Here is a 20,724-nt window from a genome sequence, read left to right as displayed (position 1 = left end):
TTTACCCACCAAGTCCACAACCCTTACTGCTAAAGCATTTACCTTTTTTAAATCAACGGAGAAACCCCATGGAAAGCAAAATTTACACAGAATTTAACAACCAATTACAAATAATGGACACCTATATTTATATCACTCCCGAGAAATAAACCGAACTCGGGCGGGGCGGTGCACAACTTGACAAATTCAACCTCTACGGCGCCCTCGGTGCCTTTGGCGTTAGTCTTTCCTTTGCCATCACCTAGCCCCCGACACGCTCACAAAAATATAAGGTATAATTCCTCAAAATTCAACAACAACAAAATCACTTTATAATTTATTCTAACTAAAGCATATTATGAATACTATCAGCAAACTCTCTCAGTTTATTATCATCGCTTTTTCTCTACTGCTCTCCGCACAAGCGTTGGCAGAGAATTCTGCACTCCTTACTCGTGTTAACAAAACCACCTTAACAATTAATTATTATGATTGGCTAATTGTACAACATATTAACAGCCCTCAAAAAGTCAGAATTATTGGTAGTAACGGCAAGTATTATGCTGGATCTGCCACTGAATGGGTGCAACGCAATGCTACATGGCCTGAAAACCAAGGCAATGGTAATATTAGTTGGACTGAGCCAGCCTTGGCGGAGATGGATAAAGACAAAGTAAGAAGTGCCACCATTACAGTTTCTGCAGATGCTTATTATTCTGATAGTGGAGGTAATTTTACTACTCTTTCCACTAATACTATAAGTCTTGATTACGATCGCCCTATCGCATTATTGAATACAGCGTTTGATATTGAAGAGGGCGCAGGAAAATATGCAGTTTTAGATCCTAACCAATTTGATGTAACCTTTGCAATTGTTAGTGAAGGTAATAGTCATTTGTTTGAGATTGTGAACGATAATCAAATCAAATTTAGAAATGTACCAGATTATGAAACCATCGCACAAAAGACTTATCAACTAAAGATAAAAATGACCAAACCCAGTCGGACTGAGGTTATTGAAGATATTACTATTAATCTAAAAAATATTGCTGATACTGACCCAAGTGATATTACTTTTACTGTCCCTGACACAAGTTATATAGAGAAGCGTGCAGATGGGATATATTACATTAAAGAAAATATACCGGTAAACACCATAATTGGGTCAGTCACAGTTGTTAATGCTGATCCGTTGCCTGAGTCTTACGGTTTCCAGTATCAGGATGTTGGCGGCGTTAATTATTCTTTAAAAACAGGTAATAAATTTTGGGTTTCTAAAAGCCTTGATTATGAATCTAAAACAACGAATTATGAGACTATAAATATTTATCATAATGACCTTAGCCTTGGGTTATTGATTAGCAAAAGATTCAACTACCAGGTTGTAAATGTTAATGAAAAAACAATTAACATTGCCGACCAAGTTAGGTCGGTTGCTGAAAATGCAGACATAGGGGCGAGCGTTGGGGCGGTGATTACCACTACTGGCGATACAACAATCACGGGTTATAGTATTGAGAGCGGTAATGATGATGGCATTTTTTCTATTGATACTAGTGGACAAATTATAATCAATGATAATAGTAAACTGGACTATGAAGATACACAAACTTATTCCATAGGAGTTAAGGTTTCGGGCGATGATGCGGATGATAAAACGGCAACAATAACGATTAATATTGATAACATTTCTGAAAATATAATTGTTATTAATGATCAGCAGATGGAAGTTCTCAAAGCCTCTGATATAGGTGTTGTTGTAGGAACGGTAGTACTTAGCAGTGGCACGGTAAATGCTTGGAGTATTGTTAATGGAACGGATAGTAGTTATTATCAAATAGACAATAATGGAGTAATCAGCGTAGCAGCAAAGTTAGCAGACAGCGTTACTACACATAGTATTACTGTGCAAGCTGATGGCGAAGATGCCAACCCGACCACAGCAACAATAACGATTAAAGTAACTGCTAACGCTCATCCACCTAAAATTAGCAATACTGATGTAACGATAGACGAAGGCACTATTCAGGTTTTGACTATCACGGCATCTGATGCAGATTCGGTGGCAGAAGGTCAAGTATTAAATTATGAGATTGCTGGTACTGATGTTGGTGCATTTATACTTAATAATCAAGTGGTAAGTTTTAGGGAAGCACCTGATTACGAGAGCAAAGATAGTTACAGTCTTGTTTTAAAGGTAAGTGATGGGGTTTCTGAAACCCAAAAAAATATTACGGTTACTATTAACAATATCCACGAAAAAACGATTGAGATCGAAACACAAACAAGAATGATTGATGAAAATTCAGTTTTGGGTACTGATGTTGGCGATAAGCTTATTATCAAAGGTATAGTGGAAAGTTTTTCTATTGTTGGAGGTAATTCAGCAAACTTATTTAGGATTGATAGTAGTGGACAAATTAAAGTTTCTAATACTGGACTGGACTATGAAGGCACGAAAACTTATGCTTTGACGGTTAAAATTACAGGGGCAGATGCGGACGATAAAACTGCTGTTATTAATATTAATGTTGCCAATGTTAATGAAAAAATTATTGCTATTGTTAATAATCAAAGCAGGAGCATTGTAGAAAACAGCATAATTAATACGCCTGTTGGCGATAAGATTGCCACGATTGGAATAGTAACTGGTTTTGAGATTACACAAGGTGATACTAATGGCATATTTACGGTGGACAACACTGGGCAGATTAAGGTGGCTAAGTCAGAGGTGGATTATGAAACATTAAACACCTATTCGCTTAAAGTAAAGATTACAGGGGAAGATGCAGATGAAAAAATGGCAATGATAACTGTGAGAATTGACAATGTCTTAGAAAATACTATTGGGCTTAATGCTAATCAAGTTTTCTATGTTCCACAAGGTCAATCGAGGGGTTCTACTGTTAGTACGGTAAAGACTAGTGCAACAATTAACGCTGTTAAGCAGTTTACAATTCTTAATGGAAATGACGATGGTTTCTTTTTTGTTACATCAAGTGGGCTTATTACTCTATTAAAGGATGCACCAGCAACAGTACAAGATTACATTTTACAAATTGAAATTAAAGCTGACGATGCTCCATCTGTTATTGGCGACATAGAAATTAAAGTTAGTAATGACAAGCCAGCTGTTAGTATCACTTCTTCTGCCGCTCTAACCGCCGATGAGGGCGCAGCAAACACCGACTACACCCTGGCAGCCAGCGACGCTGACGCCATCTTTAGCATCGTTGCGGGAACAAATACTGGCAATTTATTCACCCTCAGCGGCACTACCCTTAGTTTCAACGGCAGTGGTATCGATTTTGAAAGCACCGCCCAACCCAAAACCTACACCGTCAAAGTCAAAGCCACCACCGACAATTTTGGCACCGACGCCGACCAAAACGCCGAACAAACCATTACCGTTAACATACAAGACATTAACGACGAAACTCCAACCGACATTAGTCTTTCAGGCGATCGCACTATCGGCGAAGGAGGCATCTTTATAGGTGCAGCAATAGGCACACTAACAACCACTGATGCTGATGCTAACAATACCTTTACTTATACGGTTGACAACGATGATTTTTTCGTTAGAAATGGTAACAAGTTAACCATCAAGAATGCCCTTGATTATGAAACCACCCCAAGCATAACGCTTAAAATCACCGTTAATGACGGCGCAGGGCATACTTTTGAGAAGGAATTTACCATTACCGTCAACGATATTGACGACACTGCCCCAACCAACATCCAACTCACAAACACCAACCTCGTTAAAGACCAACCCGCTGGCACCCTCATCGGCACCCTTAGTGCTAATGATGTTGATACCGACGACGACACTCTCTCGTTCAGCGTCCCCACCAACGATAATTTTGTAATCGAAGGCAAACAACTCAAAACCAAAAAAATAATCACCGCACTAGGCGACATAACCATTACTGTTACCGCCTCCGACGGCGCTAGCACCACCACCCAAGACTTCACCATCAGCGTTACCAATAACGCCAACCCCGCTGACATCACCAACCCCGCCACCATCAGCCGTGATGAAGGCGATAGCCTTACTGCCCTTACCATCACTGCCATTGATGATGCCAACACAGCATTTACCTACGGCATCTCTGGTGCAGACGAAGGCTTATTTGACATTAACGGTGCAGTGGTTACCTTCAAAACTGCCCCCGATTTTGAAAGCAAAACCAGTTACGCCCTGATTTTAGAAGTTAATGATGGCTTATCCACCACCACCCAAGCCATTACCATCACCATTAATAATGTCAACGAAAACAATATTACCATTGCCGCTGGCCAAATCTTTTCCGTTAATGAAAACTCAGCCGTTGATACAAGAGTTGGCACAGTTGTTGCCACAGGCTTCCCAGTACCAACCTTTAGCATTACCAGTGGCAACGACGCTGGTTTATTCAAAATCAACAACGCAGGACAAATCGATGTTGCAACTGCCAATTTAGATTATGAAACCACCACCAGTCACACCCTTGAAATTACCATCGTTGGTACGGACGCAGATACTAAAAAAGCAGATGTATTAATTAATATTAATAACTTAGCAGACACTGCTATTGAACAAAACCCAACCGTTACCATCACCGGTGGTGGCATAGTATCAACAAATACCCTCATAGAACTCGTCGCCACAGGCACCGACCCTGATGGCGATGATAGTGCGTTAACCTATGCGTGGACACAAACCGATAGCACAGGTATTACTATTACCTTAACTAACCCCACCACCAAAACTGCCAGTTTCACCACCACCGAAGCCATGGACGCTAAAACCTTTACCTTTAAAGTAACCGTAACCGATACTAGTGGCAAAACAGGCGACACAACCGTTAATGTTTCCCCTCTCAATGCGTTTGCCATTACCACCGATGATGTTAGTGTTGCTGAAAACCTAAGCGAAGAAATCACACTAACCACCAACAAAGGCAGTGCAACCTTTAGCATTACAGGCGGTGCAGACCAAGCCAGTTTCTCATTAAACGGCGCCAAACTAACCTTTGCCGCCACCGACTACGAGGTAAGAACCGACAAAACCTACGAAGTCCAAATCAAAGCCACCAAAGACGGTGAAGAAGCAACCAAAACCATCATCGTTACCCTACAAGACCTCAACGACGAAACTCCAACCGACATTAGTCTTACAGGCTCTCGCACTATCAGCGAAGGTCCCGCCTCTGCAGGTTTAATAATAGGCACACTATCAACCACTGATGCTGATGCTAACAATACCTTTACTTATACGGTTGACAACGATGGTTTTCTCGTTACAGCTAGTAACCAATTAGTCAGCAAGAATGCCCCTGATTATGAAACCACCCCAAGCATAACGCTTAAAATCACCGTTAATGACGGCGCAGGGCATACTTTTGAGAAGGAATTTATCATTACCGTCAACGATATTGACGACACTGCCCCAACCAACATCCAACTCACAAACACCAACCTCGTTAAAGACCAACCCGCTGGCACCATCGTTGGTACCCTTAGTGCTAATGATGTTGATACCGACGACGACACTCTCTCGTTCAGCGTCCCCACCAACGATAATTTTGTAATCGAAGGCAAGCAACTCAAAACCAAAAAAATAATCACCGCACTAGGCGACATAACCATTACTGTTACCGCCTCCGACAGCGTTCGCACCACCACCAAAGACTTCACCATCAGCGTTACCAATAACGCCAACCCCGCTGTGATTAACAATACCAATGTAACCCGTGATGAAGGCGCTAGCCTTACTGCCCTAACCTTTGATGTTAGCAATACACCAAGTAGCGAAACCTTAACTTATAGTATTGACGGCGCTGATAAAGCCCTTTTCGTTTTAAACAACGGCGTGGTTACCTTCAACAACGCCCCCGACTACGACAGCCCTGCTGATGCTGGCGGCAACAATGTTTACAACCTAGTCCTAAAAGTTAATGATGGCTTATCCACCACCACCCAAGCCATTACCATCACCATTAATAATATCAATGAAAACACCCTCACCATCAACAACCAAACCCTTAGCATTGCTGAAAACTCAGCCGTTAATGCGGTAGTTGGTAGCGTTATCACCGAAGGCACCCCAACTGCTTTTAGTATCACCAGTGGTAATGATAATGGCGCTTTTGCCATTAACAACACAGGACAAATCACCGTGGCTGATGCCAGCAAACTCGACTTTGAAACTGCCACTAACCAAACCATTGAAGTAACCATCACTGGTGCAGACGCCGATACTAAAAAAGCCAATGTAGTAATTAATATTAATAACGAAGCCGACACCGAAGTCGAGCAAGCCCCAACCGTCAGTGCAGGCAGCAACATCACCACCAGCATCGACAAACTCGTTACCCTAACCGCCACAGGCACCGACCCTGATGGCGATGATAATGCGTTAACCTATGCGTGGACACAAACCGACAGTACAGGTATTACTATTACTTTAACCAACCCCAACACCAAAACTGCCTCGTTCACCACCACGGCTGAGATGGAAGGCAAAAACTTTACCTTCAGCGTTACCGCCAGCGACGGCACTTTTAGTGCCAGCGACGGCGTAAAAGTTAAAGTCAACAACGCCGAAATCATTGCCCTCACTGTGCGTAAAGAAGGCAAAGCGGCGGCCAAGGTGTTACTCGCCAGAGTTAGCAAAACAGCAATGAGCAGGCTCTCATACCTGCGTCATAAGCAAAACAAACAAAGTAACTTTAATGTCAGTGGCTTTGTTAATGGCATTCAAATCCAGTTTGCCAACAGCGACCTTAACACAGCGTTTAATCAAATACTCAGTGCCAATGGTATGTCTAGCACCATCGCTATGCCTAATCGCAAAATTAATCGTTGGGATACTTGGACAAGTGCCAAAATCGTGATTGGTAAAAGCAATGGCAGTGGCAATAACCAAACCAAGTTTAATCTTAAATCCTTAAACATCGGTATGGACAGACGCATCGACACCGCCAAAACCCTAGGTTTCGCCCTTGGTTTTGGCAAGGAAGACCGCACTGCTACGGGCACAGATTTCTCAGGCGATATTGACACCACGCAATGGAGTCTGTCTACTTACGGCGCGCTAGAATTAGACAAACAAACCAGCCTTGAAGCAGTTGTCGGTATTGCCAAGGGCAAGCACAAGGTAAAATCTACCACCAACCCAAGCACGGGTCAAAGTAGCAATGGCTATTTTGCCTCTATCGCTTATCGTGGTGATATACAAACCCAATTGCAAAGCACAAAACTCAATCTTTCCCCATATGCTAGATATGACATCAGTCGCATCAAAATGAAAGCCAACGATGTCCTAACCAGCAGCGAAACCGCCACCGACGAAGCCCTCGCTGTTGGTATTGATATAAACAACGCCATCAACTACAAAAACGGCAAACTCAATCGCTTTGCGAATATAGAATACAAATCCGACATTCGCCGCAATGGAACCGACTACATCAGCCAAAATGCACAGCAAGAAATAACGCTGAAGTTAGGACTAGATTATCAAGTTAAAGACAGTAGTGTTTCTATCAACTACGAACGCGTTCAATCCACCAACAACAAAGCCCACAGTGATGGTATTGAAGGGGCTGTGCGTTGGAAGTTTTAAACAGGTTTAAGGTCGGGGGACACGGGCTTCATAACTCTCCCCGATAGCAGGTTGGACATGCTGGTCTAACCTTAAAAAGGACAATCTTAGGATTGTCCTTTTTTAATGAGGCAAATACCCTCGTTCCCACGCTGTGCGTGGGAATGGGTGTTATGGGTTGGTTAGTTTTGTGAGTGTGTAGGCGTTGTTGAAGTCTTGGATGTTGGTGATTTTTTTGCCTGATAGTTGCACGGCTTGTAAACTCAATGCGTTGTTGCCAGTGGCAATAACGCATTGTTGCTTGTTGTGTTTAATAACTTCGCCGGGGTGTCCGTTGCCTTCAACGGCGACGGCTTCAAGGATGCGCAATACTTTGGATTCAAATTTGTTACTTGTTGCGACAGTTTGGGCGATGGGGTAGGGGTTGAATGCTCTGATTTGGCGGTTAATTTGTTCGGCGGATTGGTGCCAGTCTATCCACGCTTGGTCTTTTTTAAGTTTTTTAGCGTAGGTGGCGCCCGCTTCATTTTGCTTTATGGGCGATAGGTTGTCGAAGTCTGTTAATGCTGTAATAATAGCGTTGGCACCGAGTGTGGCGAGTTTGTCGTGCAAAGATTGTGCGGTGTCGGTATCGGTAATCTCGCAGGTTTTTTCTAGCAAAATATCGCCTGTGTCCAATCCTTCCTCCATTTGCATAATATTGACTCCCGTGGTTTTATCGCCTGCCAAGATAGCGCGTTGAATCGGGGCAGCACCTCGCCAACGAGGGAGTAGCGAGGCGTGAATATTCAAACATCCGTGCTTTGGGGCGTTTAATACGGGTTTTGGTAGCAGTTGACCGTAAGCCACGACTATCATAATATCGGCATTGAGTGCGGATAGGGTTTTTTGAGTGTTCTTATCTTTTAGGCTTTCTGGTTGAAAGATGGGCAGATTATGCTCTAAGGCTTTTTGTTTGACGGCACAGGCAGTTAATACGCGACCACGACCTTTGGGGCGGTCGGGTTGGCAATAGACAGCGGCAATATCATGTCCAGCATTGATGAGGGCGGTTAAAACACCGACTGAAAACTCAGGGGTGCCTGCAAAAATAATTCTCATGCTATTTTAGGTTGTTGCGAGCGGTTTTGATGGCCTGTTTGACTTGGTTTGGTGCGGTGCCGCCAAAATGGTCACGCGCGCGTAGTGAGCCTTCTAGCGATAGTACATCAAACACATCGTTTTCAATACGAGGGTCAAATTCTTGTAACGCTTCCAAACTTAACTCGCTTAAATCTTTTTGCATTTTTATTCCATAAGCAACCGATAAACCCACCACTTCGTGTGCGTCACGAAATGGCAAACCTTTTTTCACCAAATAATCTGCCAAATCGGTGGCAGTGGTATAGCCTTTTTTGGTGGAGTTATACATATTGTCTCGTTTTGTTTGAATGGTCGGCACCATATCGGCGAATACGCGCAAGCAAGCCTTAAGCGTATCAACCGTATCAAACAGGGGTTCTTTGTCTTCTTGGTTGTCCTTATTGTAGGCGAGTGGCTGTGATTTCATAATGGTTAGCATTGAGGTTAAATTACCATATACACGGCCTGTTTTGCCACGCACCAACTCTGGCACATCGGGGTTTTTCTTTTGTGGCATAATCGATGAGCCTGTGCAAAAACTGTCTGGTAATTCAATAAAATCGAATTGTGCGCTTGACCAAAGAATGAGTTCCTCAGAAAAACGCGACAAATGCATCATAATAATACTGGCTGTTGATAAAAACTCTATGGCAAAATCACGGTCACTAACGCCATCAAGCGAGTTGTTGCAAATGCGTTCAAAGCCTAATAATTCAGCGGTGCGCGTGCGTTCAATTGGGTAAGTTGTGCCTGCCAATGCGGCACTGCCAAGGGGCATTGAGTTGAGTCGCTTACGACAATCAATTAATCGTTCAGCATCACGAGACAGCATTTCAAAATATGCCATCATATGATGACCAAAACTCACAGGTTGGGCGGCTTGTAGATGGGTAAACCCAGGTAATATGGTGTTGATTTCTTTCTCAGCCAAATCCAGTAATGCTATTTGCAAGCGTTTAATTTCATCATTAATGTCATTAAGTTGCTCACGCAAATATAGGCGAATATCGGTGGCTACTTGGTCATTGCGCGAGCGACCAGTGTGCAATTTTTTACCAGCATCACCAATCATAGCGACTAATCGTGCTTCAATATTCATATGCACATCCTCCAAGTCAACAGACCATTCGAATTTATCGACTGTGATTTCTTCAAGAATGTTCGTCAGACCATCGACAATCTGTGTTTTTTCGTCTTCAGTTAATAGCCCAGCTTCGCACAACATCGTGGCGTGGGCGATTGAACCTTGAATATCATACGGGGCAAGAATTTTGTCAAAAAATACCGATGCACCAAAAATTTTGACGAATTCGTCGGTTGATTGCGTGAAGCGTCCGCCCCAAGATTGATTGGTTTTACTCATAAAATTCCTTGTTTATTCAATAGTTTATCTAAATCTGTCCAATAGGTTTCTTCACTAGCAACGCCAATGATTTTTTCTAATAATTGTCCGCGGGCGTCGAATAATAACACCGTTGGATAAAAATCTACATTGTACCTGTGCGCAAATACATCGCCATCGATTTGTGAGCCGTCAAAATCATATAATGCCAAACTTGAGTCTATTTCTATCTGACGAATAACGAGTTTGTCCGTGTATTCTTTGAGTTCAATCATTGGGTCAAAAACTTCGTTAATTACAAAATGACACCAAGGGCAATCTTCCAAATGCATCAGCACTAAAATCGCCTTTGCTCGCTGTTTTACTTGAAAAAGGTTTTTTGCCGGTGGAATACCCATAGTTTTTTGTTAAAATGACTGCTTATATGATTTTAAATCAATTCTATGCAACAAACAATCAAAATTGCAACACGCAAAAGTCCACTCGCTCTCTGGCAAGCCGAACATGTTAAGGTAGAATTAGAGCGTCACCACCCAGAATTAAAAGTGGAATTGGTCAAGATGATGACTAAAGGTGACCAAATTCTAAACTCTCCTTTGTCAAAAATTGGTGGAAAAGGATTGTTTATCAAAGAGTTAGAAATCGGAATGTTAGAGGGAAAAGCAGATATCGCTGTACATTCAATGAAAGATGTACCTTACGAAATCCCTGCAGGATTTGAGTTAGGGGCAATTCTTGAGCGCGAAAATCCATTTGATGCATTTGTCTCAAATAATTTTGATAGCATTGCTGATTTGCCACACGGGGCAAAAATCGGCACTTGCTCTATGCGTCGTATCGTGCAACTTAAAGCCATTCGTCCTGATTTAGAAATCTTGGATTTGCGTGGTAATGTTAATACACGATTGAAAAAATTAGATGACGATGAATACGACGGCATTATTTTGGCGTGTGCAGGACTGATTCGTTTAGGTTTTAAAGACAGAATCAAGCAGCAAATCTCTACCGAACAATCTTTGCCCGCCGTTGGACAGGGTGCAGTCGGTATTGAAATTAGAGAAAATGACGAAGAAATTTTAGCTTTAATTGCACCGCTTGTGGATCAGAAAACGACTGATAGAGTCAGCGCTGAAAGGGCAATGAATGCTCGATTGGAGGGCGGCTGCTCTGTGCCAATTGCAGGATTTTCAACCATTACTGATGGACAAATAACCCTTACGGGCTTAGTGGGTAATGTTGATACTGGTGTAATTTTGAAGCACGAAGTATCTGGAAGTGTGGATAATGCAGAGGCATTAGGCGTGCAGTTGGCAGATAAATTGATTGAAATGGGTGCGTGGGAAATTTTAGGAATTAACAAATAGGAAAAAAAATATGTTTAGATTTATTGAAAAAAGTTTTTTAAAGACAGTTCAAATTATCATTTTGATATTTGCAGCTATTGTATTGATTATGGCAATTACTTTAGGTTATAACAAAATTAGTGTCAAAGATGAAAAGGCGGATTTTCCTGTGATTAAATTGGCTGATTACCAAAAAATGCGCACCAACCAGGAAAAACAAATCGCTAAAAATTTAAGTGATAATCAGAATTTTGAACAAAAATTTAATTCATATATTGACGATATTGTCAGTGCATTAAGCAACTTTCCAGATCAAGTGGTTGATAAGAAAGACCTGAAGCAAAAGGTTAAAGTTTCAAGCAAAATTAAAACCAATCAATATTCTCAATCCGTGCAATTGTCTTATGTGGAATCTTTGGCAAAACTTACTAATCAAGTGGCAACCGTTGGCATCAAGGTGAATATTGATGAATTGACCAGTTGGCATGATCAATCTTTTTTCCAACAAATACAGAAAAAAAGCAAAACTAATTTTGTGCATATAGGTTCACTGCGAATTGAAAGAGGCGTTTATTCTGCACTTTGGAATGCGTTGACGATTTTTGCAATGTTGGTGATTATGCTTGCTGTTTTGCGTATTGAACAAAACACAAGAAAATAATATTATTCTAATATCATTAGCACCTTTGGTGCATTCATATTAGTAGCATTTCTTAAATTAGGTGTCATACTAATAGTGCCAGATATTGGTGCGTGAAGTTGATATTTTTTTAGTTGATTTTCGGCAATTTTGATTTTGATGTTATGGGCCTCTAATTCACGCCTTGCTTGATCAAAAATCAATTGTGCAATCTCTAAATCTCTATGTGGAGAAACCAAACGGTCGTATAATTCTTGTGTTTGTTTCAGTTCTAATTGTTTGTCTTTAAAATTCTGTTGATAGGTTTTTTGCAACGCTTTTAAATAGTTTAATTCTAATTTTGCTTGTGCATCATCAATTTGCACGAGTAAATCTCCTTTTTCAACATGGGTTCTAACAGGTTTAATCATGGTAATTTCACCAGAAACCAGTGGATATATTTCTAAAGCCAAGGTGTTAAAACTAATAAATAGTAAGAGTAAGATTGGTTTGATTTTCATTGTATTTCTCCAGTTAGTAAGGCAAGTTTTTCAAAGGCAATCACAAAGTCAAATTGATTTTTGCTAAGTTTGTATTCGGTATTAGTGAATTGGGTTAGAGCTTCTCCAATATCACTTGCTAATTCTAATTCGTATTTTGCCCGAGCACGCTCAAGATATAAATCACGATATTCCAGTTCAGTCGTTAGTGACTTATGTATCTGTTTGAGTTCATTAAGCTTAATCCAAAGTGCAAATACTTGAGAAGATAGAGTGCGTTTAAATTGTTCAATTTCTATTTTAATTTGTTTAATTTTCAAATTAAGTTTGGCGATGGTTTGTTGTTTGACATTATTAGTGCCAAAAGGCATGGTTAAATTGACACCATAGCGTAAGTTACCATATTTATCTCGCAAATAGGCTTGCTCCCCTATTCTGACATTACTTTTGATAATCACGCCATAATCACCTTTATGGCGACTAAATTGATGTTTAAGCGAAGATAAATTTTGCTGCATAATTTGTAGCACGGTATTGTTTTTGAAAGCATTTTTTCTTAATACATCAAGTGCAGTAATTGGTTTATTAAAGTAGTGTTTTAGTTCAGGTTTAACCAAATCATCGGGACGATTTTCGTAACTAACGCCTAAAATATCTGCCAATTCTGCACGCTTGAGAATTTGCTGTGCTTCGATTTTAATGCGCTGACTCACATCTAACTGGGTAGAGGCTTGTTTTTGTAATAATTCTACTTCTGAAGCCTTGTTAATGTCAAAATCATCTTTGACATTGTTGGCTCGAATGGCAGAAATCGCTAGTCGTTCAAGGGTAGTTTCAAGTTGCATATCTACCAAAATAACATCAAAAAAGCGACGCATAATCTCAATTTTATTTTCTTTTTTTATATAAACTAAATTTTGTTTAGTATTGATAATTTTTTGCTGCGTAGCATCGGCATTAATATTGGCGTTTTGTTCAAATAATACTTTTTCAAAATGAATAAATGTATGTGAATCATTAATATTATTTGCATAATCATCTCTTCGTGCTAATTGTAAATCTACCGTGCTTTTTAAATCAAATTTTGATTGAATGGTTTCTAAATTAAGCGTATTTTCATCTATATTTAATTGTTGTTTTTGCACCGCCAAACTGTGCTTTTCTCCAATTTTTAACGCCTGTTCTAAGCTCAAAGGATTGGGGATTTCGCTGGCAAATGTAAAAAAAGACAATAAGGCAAAAAGTCCAATTATAAATCTTTTATTATTAATTATATACATTATCTATGTTTACGCTTATAGCGAATAAATTTTTCATTTTTATAAGCGCCTTCAACAAAATATTTTGCCAATAGTAAAAAATCTTTTTCATTGGCAAAACCTGTGTGACGCACCACGCGGTTGCCTTTTAAATCAAAAAAGGCCAACACAGGCGTGGCGCCGATTTTGTTGTGGTGCTTGGCAAAAATTTTCTCTGGTAGGGTATCACCGTTAAAATCGATCAAATCTAAACTGGACTCTACATCCACTTCAAAATTTAAAAAATGCTTTTTAAAATAATCAATAATAGGTTTTCGATTTAGTACATGACGGCGCATTTTTTGACAAAATGGACATTCTTCCATATGAAAAAAGATAAAAATACCGTCTTTTTTGGCGTCAATAGCATCTTCTAAATTTTCGCTATAATCATTAAAATTTTGATCAAATATCGAAACTTTTTCTTCAGCAAAGCTTGATGTGCCTAATAGCAAAAAAAATATTAAGTGAATTATTGTTTTCATATAATCATTCTTTTATTTTAGATTGTATAGTAACATACAAGTTTAAGAGAATAATTAAAAAATTAGCCTAAATTTATCTTCTGCAAAGTTTTTTCCATTAATTTGTAGTTGAATTTTATATTCTCCTGGGTAGAGTTTTCTGCTACTCATCACTCTAAATAAATGCTTTTTCTGAATGACAATAAGCGCATTTTCTTTTAAGGTTATTTTTTTGATTTTAAATACTTTTTCAGATTTTCTTTGATTATGGGTTGGGTAGATAATTTTGTAATCGATCATCAATTTTTCATCTTGTTTGGTTTTAATAGTAAAACTAAAATTTAGATAATTTCCAAGTGTAATTTGCACCTCTTTGCATTCAAAATTTTCAATACTAATCTTTGGATTGGATTGATACCCCAACATTGCCAGAGCGTTTTCATTGCCTTGTTTTACCAAGGTTCTTAATGAATGTTGCATAAGGAAAATAAATTCTTTTTTATTTTTTTGTCGGTCTTCTTTTTGCCATTTTTCCAAGGTTTTTATCACTAAATTGGCATCAAATTTGGCGATATCGTTAAGATGATTGGCAACTGAACGCACCACAAACCGTGTTTTATCAAAATACAAAGTATCTAAAATTGCTATGGCTTTTTGATGCTCAAATTTAATACCAATGCACCAGGGTAGCCTAGGGCGTAAGCCTTCCGATGCTAGGCGTCGTTGATGATAGTTGTTAGATTTTGACATATTTTTCATAAAAACAAAACTTTCATCAGGGTACTTGTTGATAAAGTAACGGATTGCATCTTCACAACTAAAGCGTTTAGTCATTTGCGCTAAGGCGTTAAAAGAAAGGCTTAAATATCTATTTTCCAGTCCATTTTTAGCGACGAAATCAGCCAAAGGTGCAAAGATAAAATCCCCAAAATCATCATCAGTTTTATCTGGGTCAAGCTCTCTTGGCAGGGTTTTGAGTAGGATAATCAAAGCACCTTCAAAATCACCTGGCAATTGCCTTTCCAATTGTTCTCGGATGCAGGTAATGCGTTGTTTGAGTTCTAAATTTGGAAATTCTTTAATAATTTGACTGACAAATTTATCTGCTTTAAATGTTGGATAGGCGCCGGTAATTAGTACTGCTAAGTATTCAACTTTTTGTTGATTAAAAAGTGCATCTTTTAAGGAAAATTTTTCTACCATTATGAGACCACTGAGTTAATGCAGTGGTCTCATTGCGTCTCAAATAAGGCGTCAACAAAGTCCTTGGCAACAAATGGCTTAAGGTCATCAATACCTTCGCCGACACCAATATAGCGAATCGGTAATTGCAATTCATTAGAAATCGCAAAGACGATACCCCCTTTGGCAGTGCCATCAAGTTTGGTAACGCTAATACCACTAAGTATCACGGATTTGTTAAATGCTTTGGCTTGATTAAGTGCATTTTGACCTGCGCCGCCGTCGACTACTAGCATCACTTCATGTGGAGCATCTTCGTTTTGTTTGCTAATAACGCGTTTGATTTTTTCCAATTCTTGCATTAAATTATCTTGCGTATGCAAGCGTCCTGCGGTGTCGGCAATCAGAATGTCAATCTTTTTAGCTTGTGCGGATTGATAAGCATCAAAAATTACCGAGGCTGCGTCTGCACCAGTATCTTGAGCAACGACTGGTATATCATTACGCTGACCCCATACTTTAAGTTGCTCAACGGCAGCGGCACGGAAAGTATCGCCAGCAGCTAGCATGACTGATTTTCCTTGATTTTGGAAAGATTTTGCCAACTTGCCAATGGTTGTGGTTTTACCTGCGCCGTTTACACCAACGACTAAAATCACGAAGGTATCTTGTTGGTCGGTGTTAAGTTGATTGTCTTCAATTAATAATTTTGCCAATTCACCTTTTAAAAATTCATATAATTCATCAGAATTTTTGAGTGTTTTGCGTGACGCATTTTTACGCACAGATTCCAACACTTTGTCTGTAGTATCAATGCCAATATCGGCAGTAATTAACAACATTTCAAGCTCTTCTAGTAAATCATCATCGATGTTTTTTTTACCCAATAACAAATTGAATAATCCAGAGCCTAGTTTTCGCCTAGATTTTTCCAATTTATCTTTTAATGAAGTTGCCTTTTCTTTGTCAGTAGTGTTTTTTTTGAAAAAATTAAACATGGTTTAAATCAAATAAAAAATATAATTTGTTATTTGATTTTACAGTGAAACTATTGCGTGTTTTGCTCGTATAATGTAGATGAATAACAATTATAACTAGATGAGACCTTTGCATAAATATGAATAACCATCAAAAATTGAATCTTGCTAATCATCCCTATTTATGCAAAGGTCTTTAGATAATGAAAAAAATAACAGAACATTATGTAACGAATGAAAGTGATTATTTAAATCGCAGAGAATTTATTAAAAAGGGCGCGCAATTTGGCGTAGGTTTGACGGCATTCAATGCACTCCCAAGTATGGCAGAAGGGGTTTATGGCGGTGAATTGTCGGATAAAATTATCAAAACAAATTATGGCAAAGACTTAACGCCGCATACTTTTAAACAAATTACTAATTATAATAATTTTTATGAATTTGGTACAGGTAAACGCGATCCTGTTAAAAATGCCCACACCTTAAAGCCCAAGCCTTGGCATATTGAGGCTTCTGGAGAATGTGCCAAACAAGGTGTGTATGATTTAGAAGATTTTATTGCACCTTATCAATTAGAGGAGCGTATTTATCGCTTTCGTTGTGTGGAGGCTTGGTCAATGGTTATTCCTTGGGTAGGTGTGCCATTGGCGAGTGTACTTAAAACTTTCCAACCAACCTCAAAGGCTAAATATATCGTTTTTAAAACCTTGGTTGATAGTGAGCAAATGCCTGGGCAGAAACGTTCAACGCTAGATTGGCCTTATGTTGAGGGTTTAACGATTGCTGAGGCAATGAACCCTCTAAGTATGTTGGCAGTGGGTTTATATGGCAAAACACTGCCGAATCAAAATGGCGCCCCTTTGCGCTTGGTGGTGCCGTGGAAGTATGGATTTAAAAATATCAAATCTATTGTCTCTATTCATTTTCAAGAACACGCCCCGATAAATACTTGGCAAGACCAGGCATCAAGAGAATATGGCTTTTATGCCAATGTTAACCCAAATGTAGATCATCCGCGTTGGTCGCAGGCACGCGAGAGAGTCATTGGTCAAGGGAGTTTTTTCTCGCCAAAAAAACGCAAAACTGAAATGTTTAATGGCTATGGAGATGAAGTGGCGCATTTGTATACTGGGCTTGATTTAAAGAAAAACTTTTGAATACTTTTTGGCAAAAACCTTTGTTGTTTGTTGTGCTTGCAAGTCCTTTTATCTGGCTTGTTACCGAGGTGTTGTCGGGCAATTTAATTGACCCAATTGAAGAGATTACCAATCCAACGGGACAATGGGCATTGCGATTTTTATTACTCAGTTTATTGATTACACCACTGAATAAAATTCTACCTTTTTCAATCGTTAAATTCCGACGCATGATTGGCGTGTTTAGTTTTTTTTATGCTTGTATGCATTTGGGTATTTTTCTGATTGATCAACAATTTAGCCTGACATTTATTTTGGAAGATGTAACGAAACGCCCGTATATTGCCATTGGTTTTAGTGCTTTTTTACTGTTATTTTTATTGGCAATTACTTCAACGAATAAGATGATTCGTCGCTTAGGAAGGAGGTGGAAGCAATTACACAAATTTATTTATTTGATTGCCATTTTAGTTATCCTGCATTTTTATTGGCAAGTAAAATCAATGGCTGATATTGAGCCGTTGATTTATACGATTATCACCTTATTTTTGTTAAGTTTTAGAGTGGAGTGGAAAAAATGGTTAAAACGCTAGGTTTTATTATTTTGATTTTTCATCAGTGGGCATGGTCTACATCGTTGCAAGACGCAGGCGTTAGTGTGGCAACGCTTGATAATGGGTTAAAAATTATTGTGAAAGTTGACAATCGCGCCCCTGTATTTATTTCCCAGATTTGGTATCAAGTAGGTGCTAGCGATGAACGGCGTCCCAATACAGGGCTTTCACATATGTTAGAGCATATGATGTTTAAAGGCACAAAACGCTATAAAGCAGGAGAATTTTCAACGATTATTGCCAGAAATGGCGGCACTGATAATGCTTTTACTTCCAAAGATTATACGGCTTATTACCAAAAAATGCACAAGTCTAAATTGGCATTAGCACTCAAAATGGAAGCCGATAGAATGCAAAATTTGACCTTTTCCGATGAAGAATTAAGCAAAGAAAGGCAGGTCGTGATTGAAGAGCGACGAATGCGCGTAGAAGATAATCCCAATGCTAAGGTATATGAAAATCTTAGATTGATTTCATTTGATAAGAAAGGCGCCTATCATACGCCAGTGATTGGTTTTAAGGCAGATATAGAGTCTTACAAGTTACAAGATTTACGCGATTGGTACGAAAAATATTACGCACCGAATAACGCCACTTTGGTCGTTGTTGGCGATGTGCAAGCTGACGAAGTTGTTGCTTTGGCAAAGCAATATTTTGGCGGTTATCAGCACAATCCGAATATTACCCATGCTGATAGACCATCTATTGAAAAAATCAACAATGCACGCATTTTAAAACTCAAAGCAGAGTTGCCTTTTTACATTTTATCATTCCCAGTGCCAAGTTTAAAAACCAACGAAAACGATGCCTATGATTTGGATATGTTGGCGTATGTTTTAGATAATGGACTGTCAAAAACCCTAATAAGAGAACAACAAATCGCTTCAGATATCAGTGTAGGATATCAATTATATGACCGTTACAATACGATATTTACCATTAGTTTTATCGCTGCCAAAGGCATCAGTAATAAAGTTGTTTTATCCGCCATCAAAACCCAAGTGGCAGAACTCATCAAAAACCCAAGCATTATTAAGGATGAATTGTCCCGCACCAAAACACAGCTTGAATCTAGCTTTGTTTTTGAGCAAGACCGTATTTCCACGCAATCTTATTATTTAGGAATGTTGTCTACGGTCGGTATTGGCATTGAAAAAATGTTTTCCTATGTGGGTAAAATGAACGCCATTAATGCAAAACAAGTAGCAGACATTGCCAAGCAATATTTAGATTTTTCCAAGGCTAATTCCGTTGAACTCATCCCCCAAGGAATACAATGAGATATTTAATTACACTTTTACTGCTAACAAGCAGTGTACATGCAAAAATAGACATTCAAAACTGGACAACACCTGAAGGTGCAAAGGTCTTGTTCGTGCAAACCAAAGGCTTGCCAATTTTGGATATTTCGTTAACTTTTGATGCCGCTGCCAGCAGAGATGATGGACAATATGGCTTAGCCTCTTTGACCAATAGTTTATTGGGTACTGCCACCATTTATCACAACGAAGAGCAAATCATTAACGCCTTTGAATCCGTCGGTGCACAGTTTTCTACCAGCTCATTAAAAGATATGGCGAGCATATCTTTGCGCACCTTATCAAGGGAGTCAATTCTTAAAAAATCCTTGAATACTTTTACCGAAGTGGTTACTCAGCCAAGGTTTGAGCAGTCTTATCTTAGCCGTGAAAAACGCCAAACTTTGCAAGCCATCAAGGCCAGTCAGCAATCCCCGTCAAGTGTCGCCTCTCTGGCTTTTGACCGAGTTGTATTTGACGGACATCCTTATGCGCACAACACAATCGGCACCGAAGAAACTTTGGCAAGTATCCGCATCCAAGATTTAGAGCGTCATTATCATCAATACTATGTGGCAAAAAACCTAACCATTGCCATCGTCGGTGATGTTAGCAAAGTTAAAGCCAAACAAATTGCCCGCCAACTTTCTCACGGCTTGAACATTGGTAAAAAACCAGCGGCTAACCCCATGGTATTGCCAATTGAAAAGAAAAGTATCCACATTAATTTCCCTTCAAGGCAAACACATTTACTCATCGGACAAGTTGGTACAAACCGTTCTGACGCGTTTTTCTACCCCCTATATTTGGGCAATCATATTTTAGGTGGTAGCGGATTAACTTCAATTCTCAGTAATGAAATTCGTGAGAAAAAAGGATTGGCATATTCCGCTTACAGTTATTTCAAAATGATGCAGTCAAATGGCGCCTTCATTGTGCGTTTGCAAACCAAAAATACACAAAGCAATCAAGCCAAAAAAATTGTATTAAAAACTTTAAGCGACTTGATTAACAACAATTTAAGTCAGCAACAATTGCAAGATGGCAAGTCCAATATCATCGGTGGATTCTCCCTAGAAACGGCAAGCAACGCTAATATTCTAACTTACCTCTCTATTATCGGCTTCTATAATTTACCTCTTACTTATTTATCGGATTTTACTGATAAAATCAATGAAGTGACCAAGGAGGATATTCAAACTGCATTTAGTGGGCTAGTGGATATGGATAAATTGGTTGTGGTAACCGTAGGAAAACAATAA

15 protein-coding genes are annotated in these 20,724 nt (G+C 39.3%); 7 read left to right on the top strand and 8 right to left on the bottom strand.

Going from position 1 to position 20,724, the window contains the following annotated elements:
* Positions 1 to 337 precede the first annotated feature (337 nt).
* Positions 338 to 7,588: a cadherin domain-containing protein gene (locus tag BSEPE_RS05845; protein ID WP_066045064.1), complete on the top strand. Its 7,251-nt coding sequence runs from the start codon at positions 338 to 340 to the stop codon at positions 7,586 to 7,588.
* A gap of 150 nt (positions 7,589 to 7,738) precedes the next feature.
* On the opposite strand, the gene fmt is transcribed toward BSEPE_RS05845, so the two are convergent.
* Genes fmt through BSEPE_RS05830 form a run of 3 tightly spaced genes read right to left on the bottom strand, consistent with a single transcriptional unit; the run spans position 7,739 to position 10,429 of the window.
* Positions 7,739 to 8,668 carry a methionyl-tRNA formyltransferase gene (gene fmt, locus BSEPE_RS05840; protein ID WP_066045063.1) on the bottom strand — a complete coding sequence of 310 codons (930 nt, stop codon included), beginning with the start codon at positions 8,666 to 8,668 and terminating at the stop codon, positions 7,739 to 7,741.
* Between the two features lies 1 nt (position 8,669).
* Positions 8,670 to 10,052: an argininosuccinate lyase gene (gene argH, locus BSEPE_RS05835; protein ID WP_066045058.1), complete on the bottom strand. Its 1,383-nt coding sequence runs from the start codon at positions 10,050 to 10,052 to the stop codon at positions 8,670 to 8,672.
* Entirely contained in the window at positions 10,049 to 10,429 is a 381-nt protein-coding gene (locus BSEPE_RS05830; RefSeq protein WP_066045056.1) for a thioredoxin family protein, read from the bottom strand. Before BSEPE_RS05830 ends, argH begins: the two co-directional genes overlap by 4 nt.
* Before the next feature lie 45 nt (positions 10,430 to 10,474).
* Here BSEPE_RS05830 and hemC point away from each other — a divergent pair, with 45 nt between their 5' ends.
* On the top strand, positions 10,475 to 11,395 hold the full coding sequence (gene hemC, locus BSEPE_RS05825) for a hydroxymethylbilane synthase (RefSeq protein ID WP_066045054.1): 921 nt from the start codon (positions 10,475 to 10,477) through the stop codon (positions 11,393 to 11,395).
* A 10-nt stretch (positions 11,396 to 11,405) separates the two neighbouring features.
* Complete coding sequence (locus BSEPE_RS05820; RefSeq protein WP_066045052.1) at positions 11,406 to 12,035, top strand: hypothetical protein; 630 nt, start codon at positions 11,406 to 11,408, stop codon at positions 12,033 to 12,035.
* 2 nt (positions 12,036 to 12,037) lie between these two features.
* On the opposite strand, the gene BSEPE_RS05815 is transcribed toward BSEPE_RS05820, so the two are convergent.
* The 5 genes from BSEPE_RS05815 to ftsY are packed head-to-tail and all read right to left on the bottom strand — an operon-like array spanning position 12,038 to position 16,435.
* A complete protein-coding gene (locus BSEPE_RS05815; RefSeq protein WP_066045049.1) occupies positions 12,038 to 12,514 on the bottom strand; it encodes an efflux RND transporter periplasmic adaptor subunit in 477 nt (158 codons plus the stop codon).
* A complete protein-coding gene (locus BSEPE_RS05810) occupies positions 12,511 to 13,725 on the bottom strand; it encodes a TolC family protein (protein WP_162262090.1) in 1,215 nt (404 codons plus the stop codon). Before BSEPE_RS05810 ends, BSEPE_RS05815 begins: the two co-directional genes overlap by 4 nt.
* 47 nt (positions 13,726 to 13,772) lie before the next feature.
* The gene (locus BSEPE_RS05805) at positions 13,773 to 14,276 is read right to left on the bottom strand and encodes a thioredoxin family protein (protein WP_066045045.1); all 504 of its coding nucleotides are present in this window, start codon (positions 14,274 to 14,276) and stop codon (positions 13,773 to 13,775) included.
* Positions 14,277 to 14,330: 54 nt separating this feature from the next.
* Positions 14,331 to 15,458, bottom strand: a complete 1,128-nt coding sequence (locus BSEPE_RS05800; RefSeq protein WP_066045043.1) for a hypothetical protein — start codon at positions 15,456 to 15,458, stop codon at positions 14,331 to 14,333.
* A 29-nt stretch (positions 15,459 to 15,487) separates the two neighbouring features.
* Complete coding sequence (gene ftsY / locus BSEPE_RS05795) at positions 15,488 to 16,435, bottom strand: signal recognition particle-docking protein FtsY (protein WP_066045041.1); 948 nt, start codon at positions 16,433 to 16,435, stop codon at positions 15,488 to 15,490.
* Positions 16,436 to 16,617: 182 nt separating this feature from the next.
* Between ftsY and msrP the strand changes: the two genes are divergently transcribed.
* Genes msrP through BSEPE_RS05775 form a run of 4 tightly spaced genes read left to right on the top strand, consistent with a single transcriptional unit; the run spans position 16,618 to position 20,724 of the window.
* Positions 16,618 to 17,571 (top strand): protein-methionine-sulfoxide reductase catalytic subunit MsrP, encoded by a 954-nt coding sequence (gene msrP, locus BSEPE_RS05790; protein ID WP_066045039.1) that lies wholly within the window; start codon positions 16,618 to 16,620, stop codon positions 17,569 to 17,571.
* Positions 17,568 to 18,143, top strand: coding sequence for a protein-methionine-sulfoxide reductase heme-binding subunit MsrQ (locus BSEPE_RS05785; protein WP_070104567.1), 576 nt, complete (start codon positions 17,568 to 17,570; stop codon positions 18,141 to 18,143). Before msrP ends, BSEPE_RS05785 begins: the two co-directional genes overlap by 4 nt.
* Positions 18,128 to 19,444: a M16 family metallopeptidase gene (locus BSEPE_RS05780; RefSeq protein WP_066045037.1), complete on the top strand. Its 1,317-nt coding sequence runs from the start codon at positions 18,128 to 18,130 to the stop codon at positions 19,442 to 19,444. Before BSEPE_RS05785 ends, BSEPE_RS05780 begins: the two co-directional genes overlap by 16 nt.
* Positions 19,441 to 20,724 carry a M16 family metallopeptidase gene (locus BSEPE_RS05775; RefSeq protein ID WP_066045035.1) on the top strand — a complete coding sequence of 428 codons (1,284 nt, stop codon included), beginning with the start codon at positions 19,441 to 19,443 and terminating at the stop codon, positions 20,722 to 20,724. Before BSEPE_RS05780 ends, BSEPE_RS05775 begins: the two co-directional genes overlap by 4 nt.

Origin of the sequence: endosymbiont of Bathymodiolus septemdierum str. Myojin knoll (assembly GCF_001547755.1) — a bacterium.
Taxonomy (GTDB): domain Bacteria; phylum Pseudomonadota; class Gammaproteobacteria; order PS1; family Pseudothioglobaceae; genus Thiodubiliella.
Note: the sequence above shows the minus strand (reverse complement) of the source record. Positions and strands in the feature narration are given on the sequence as shown.

What these genes read in the sequence shown, in the direction of transcription:
- BSEPE_RS05845 (WP_066045064.1), top strand. Translation starts at nt 338, where the DNA reads ATGAATACTATCAGCAAACTCTCTCAGTTTATTATCATCGCTTTTTCT.
- fmt (WP_066045063.1), bottom strand. Translation starts at nt 8,668, where the DNA reads ATGAGAATTATTTTTGCAGGCACCCCTGAGTTTTCAGTCGGTGTTTTA.
- argH (WP_066045058.1), bottom strand. Translation starts at nt 10,052, where the DNA reads ATGAGTAAAACCAATCAATCTTGGGGCGGACGCTTCACGCAATCAACC.
- BSEPE_RS05830 (WP_066045056.1), bottom strand. Translation starts at nt 10,429, where the DNA reads ATGGGTATTCCACCGGCAAAAAACCTTTTTCAAGTAAAACAGCGAGCA.
- hemC (WP_066045054.1), top strand. Translation starts at nt 10,475, where the DNA reads ATGCAACAAACAATCAAAATTGCAACACGCAAAAGTCCACTCGCTCTC.
- BSEPE_RS05820 (WP_066045052.1), top strand. Translation starts at nt 11,406, where the DNA reads ATGTTTAGATTTATTGAAAAAAGTTTTTTAAAGACAGTTCAAATTATC.
- BSEPE_RS05815 (WP_066045049.1), bottom strand. Translation starts at nt 12,514, where the DNA reads ATGAAAATCAAACCAATCTTACTCTTACTATTTATTAGTTTTAACACC.
- BSEPE_RS05805 (WP_066045045.1), bottom strand. Translation starts at nt 14,276, where the DNA reads ATGAAAACAATAATTCACTTAATATTTTTTTTGCTATTAGGCACATCA.
- BSEPE_RS05800 (WP_066045043.1), bottom strand. Translation starts at nt 15,458, where the DNA reads ATGGTAGAAAAATTTTCCTTAAAAGATGCACTTTTTAATCAACAAAAA.
- ftsY (WP_066045041.1), bottom strand. Translation starts at nt 16,435, where the DNA reads ATGTTTAATTTTTTCAAAAAAAACACTACTGACAAAGAAAAGGCAACT.
- msrP (WP_066045039.1), top strand. Translation starts at nt 16,618, where the DNA reads ATGAAAAAAATAACAGAACATTATGTAACGAATGAAAGTGATTATTTA.
- BSEPE_RS05780 (WP_066045037.1), top strand. Translation starts at nt 18,128, where the DNA reads ATGGTTAAAACGCTAGGTTTTATTATTTTGATTTTTCATCAGTGGGCA.
- BSEPE_RS05775 (WP_066045035.1), top strand. Translation starts at nt 19,441, where the DNA reads ATGAGATATTTAATTACACTTTTACTGCTAACAAGCAGTGTACATGCA.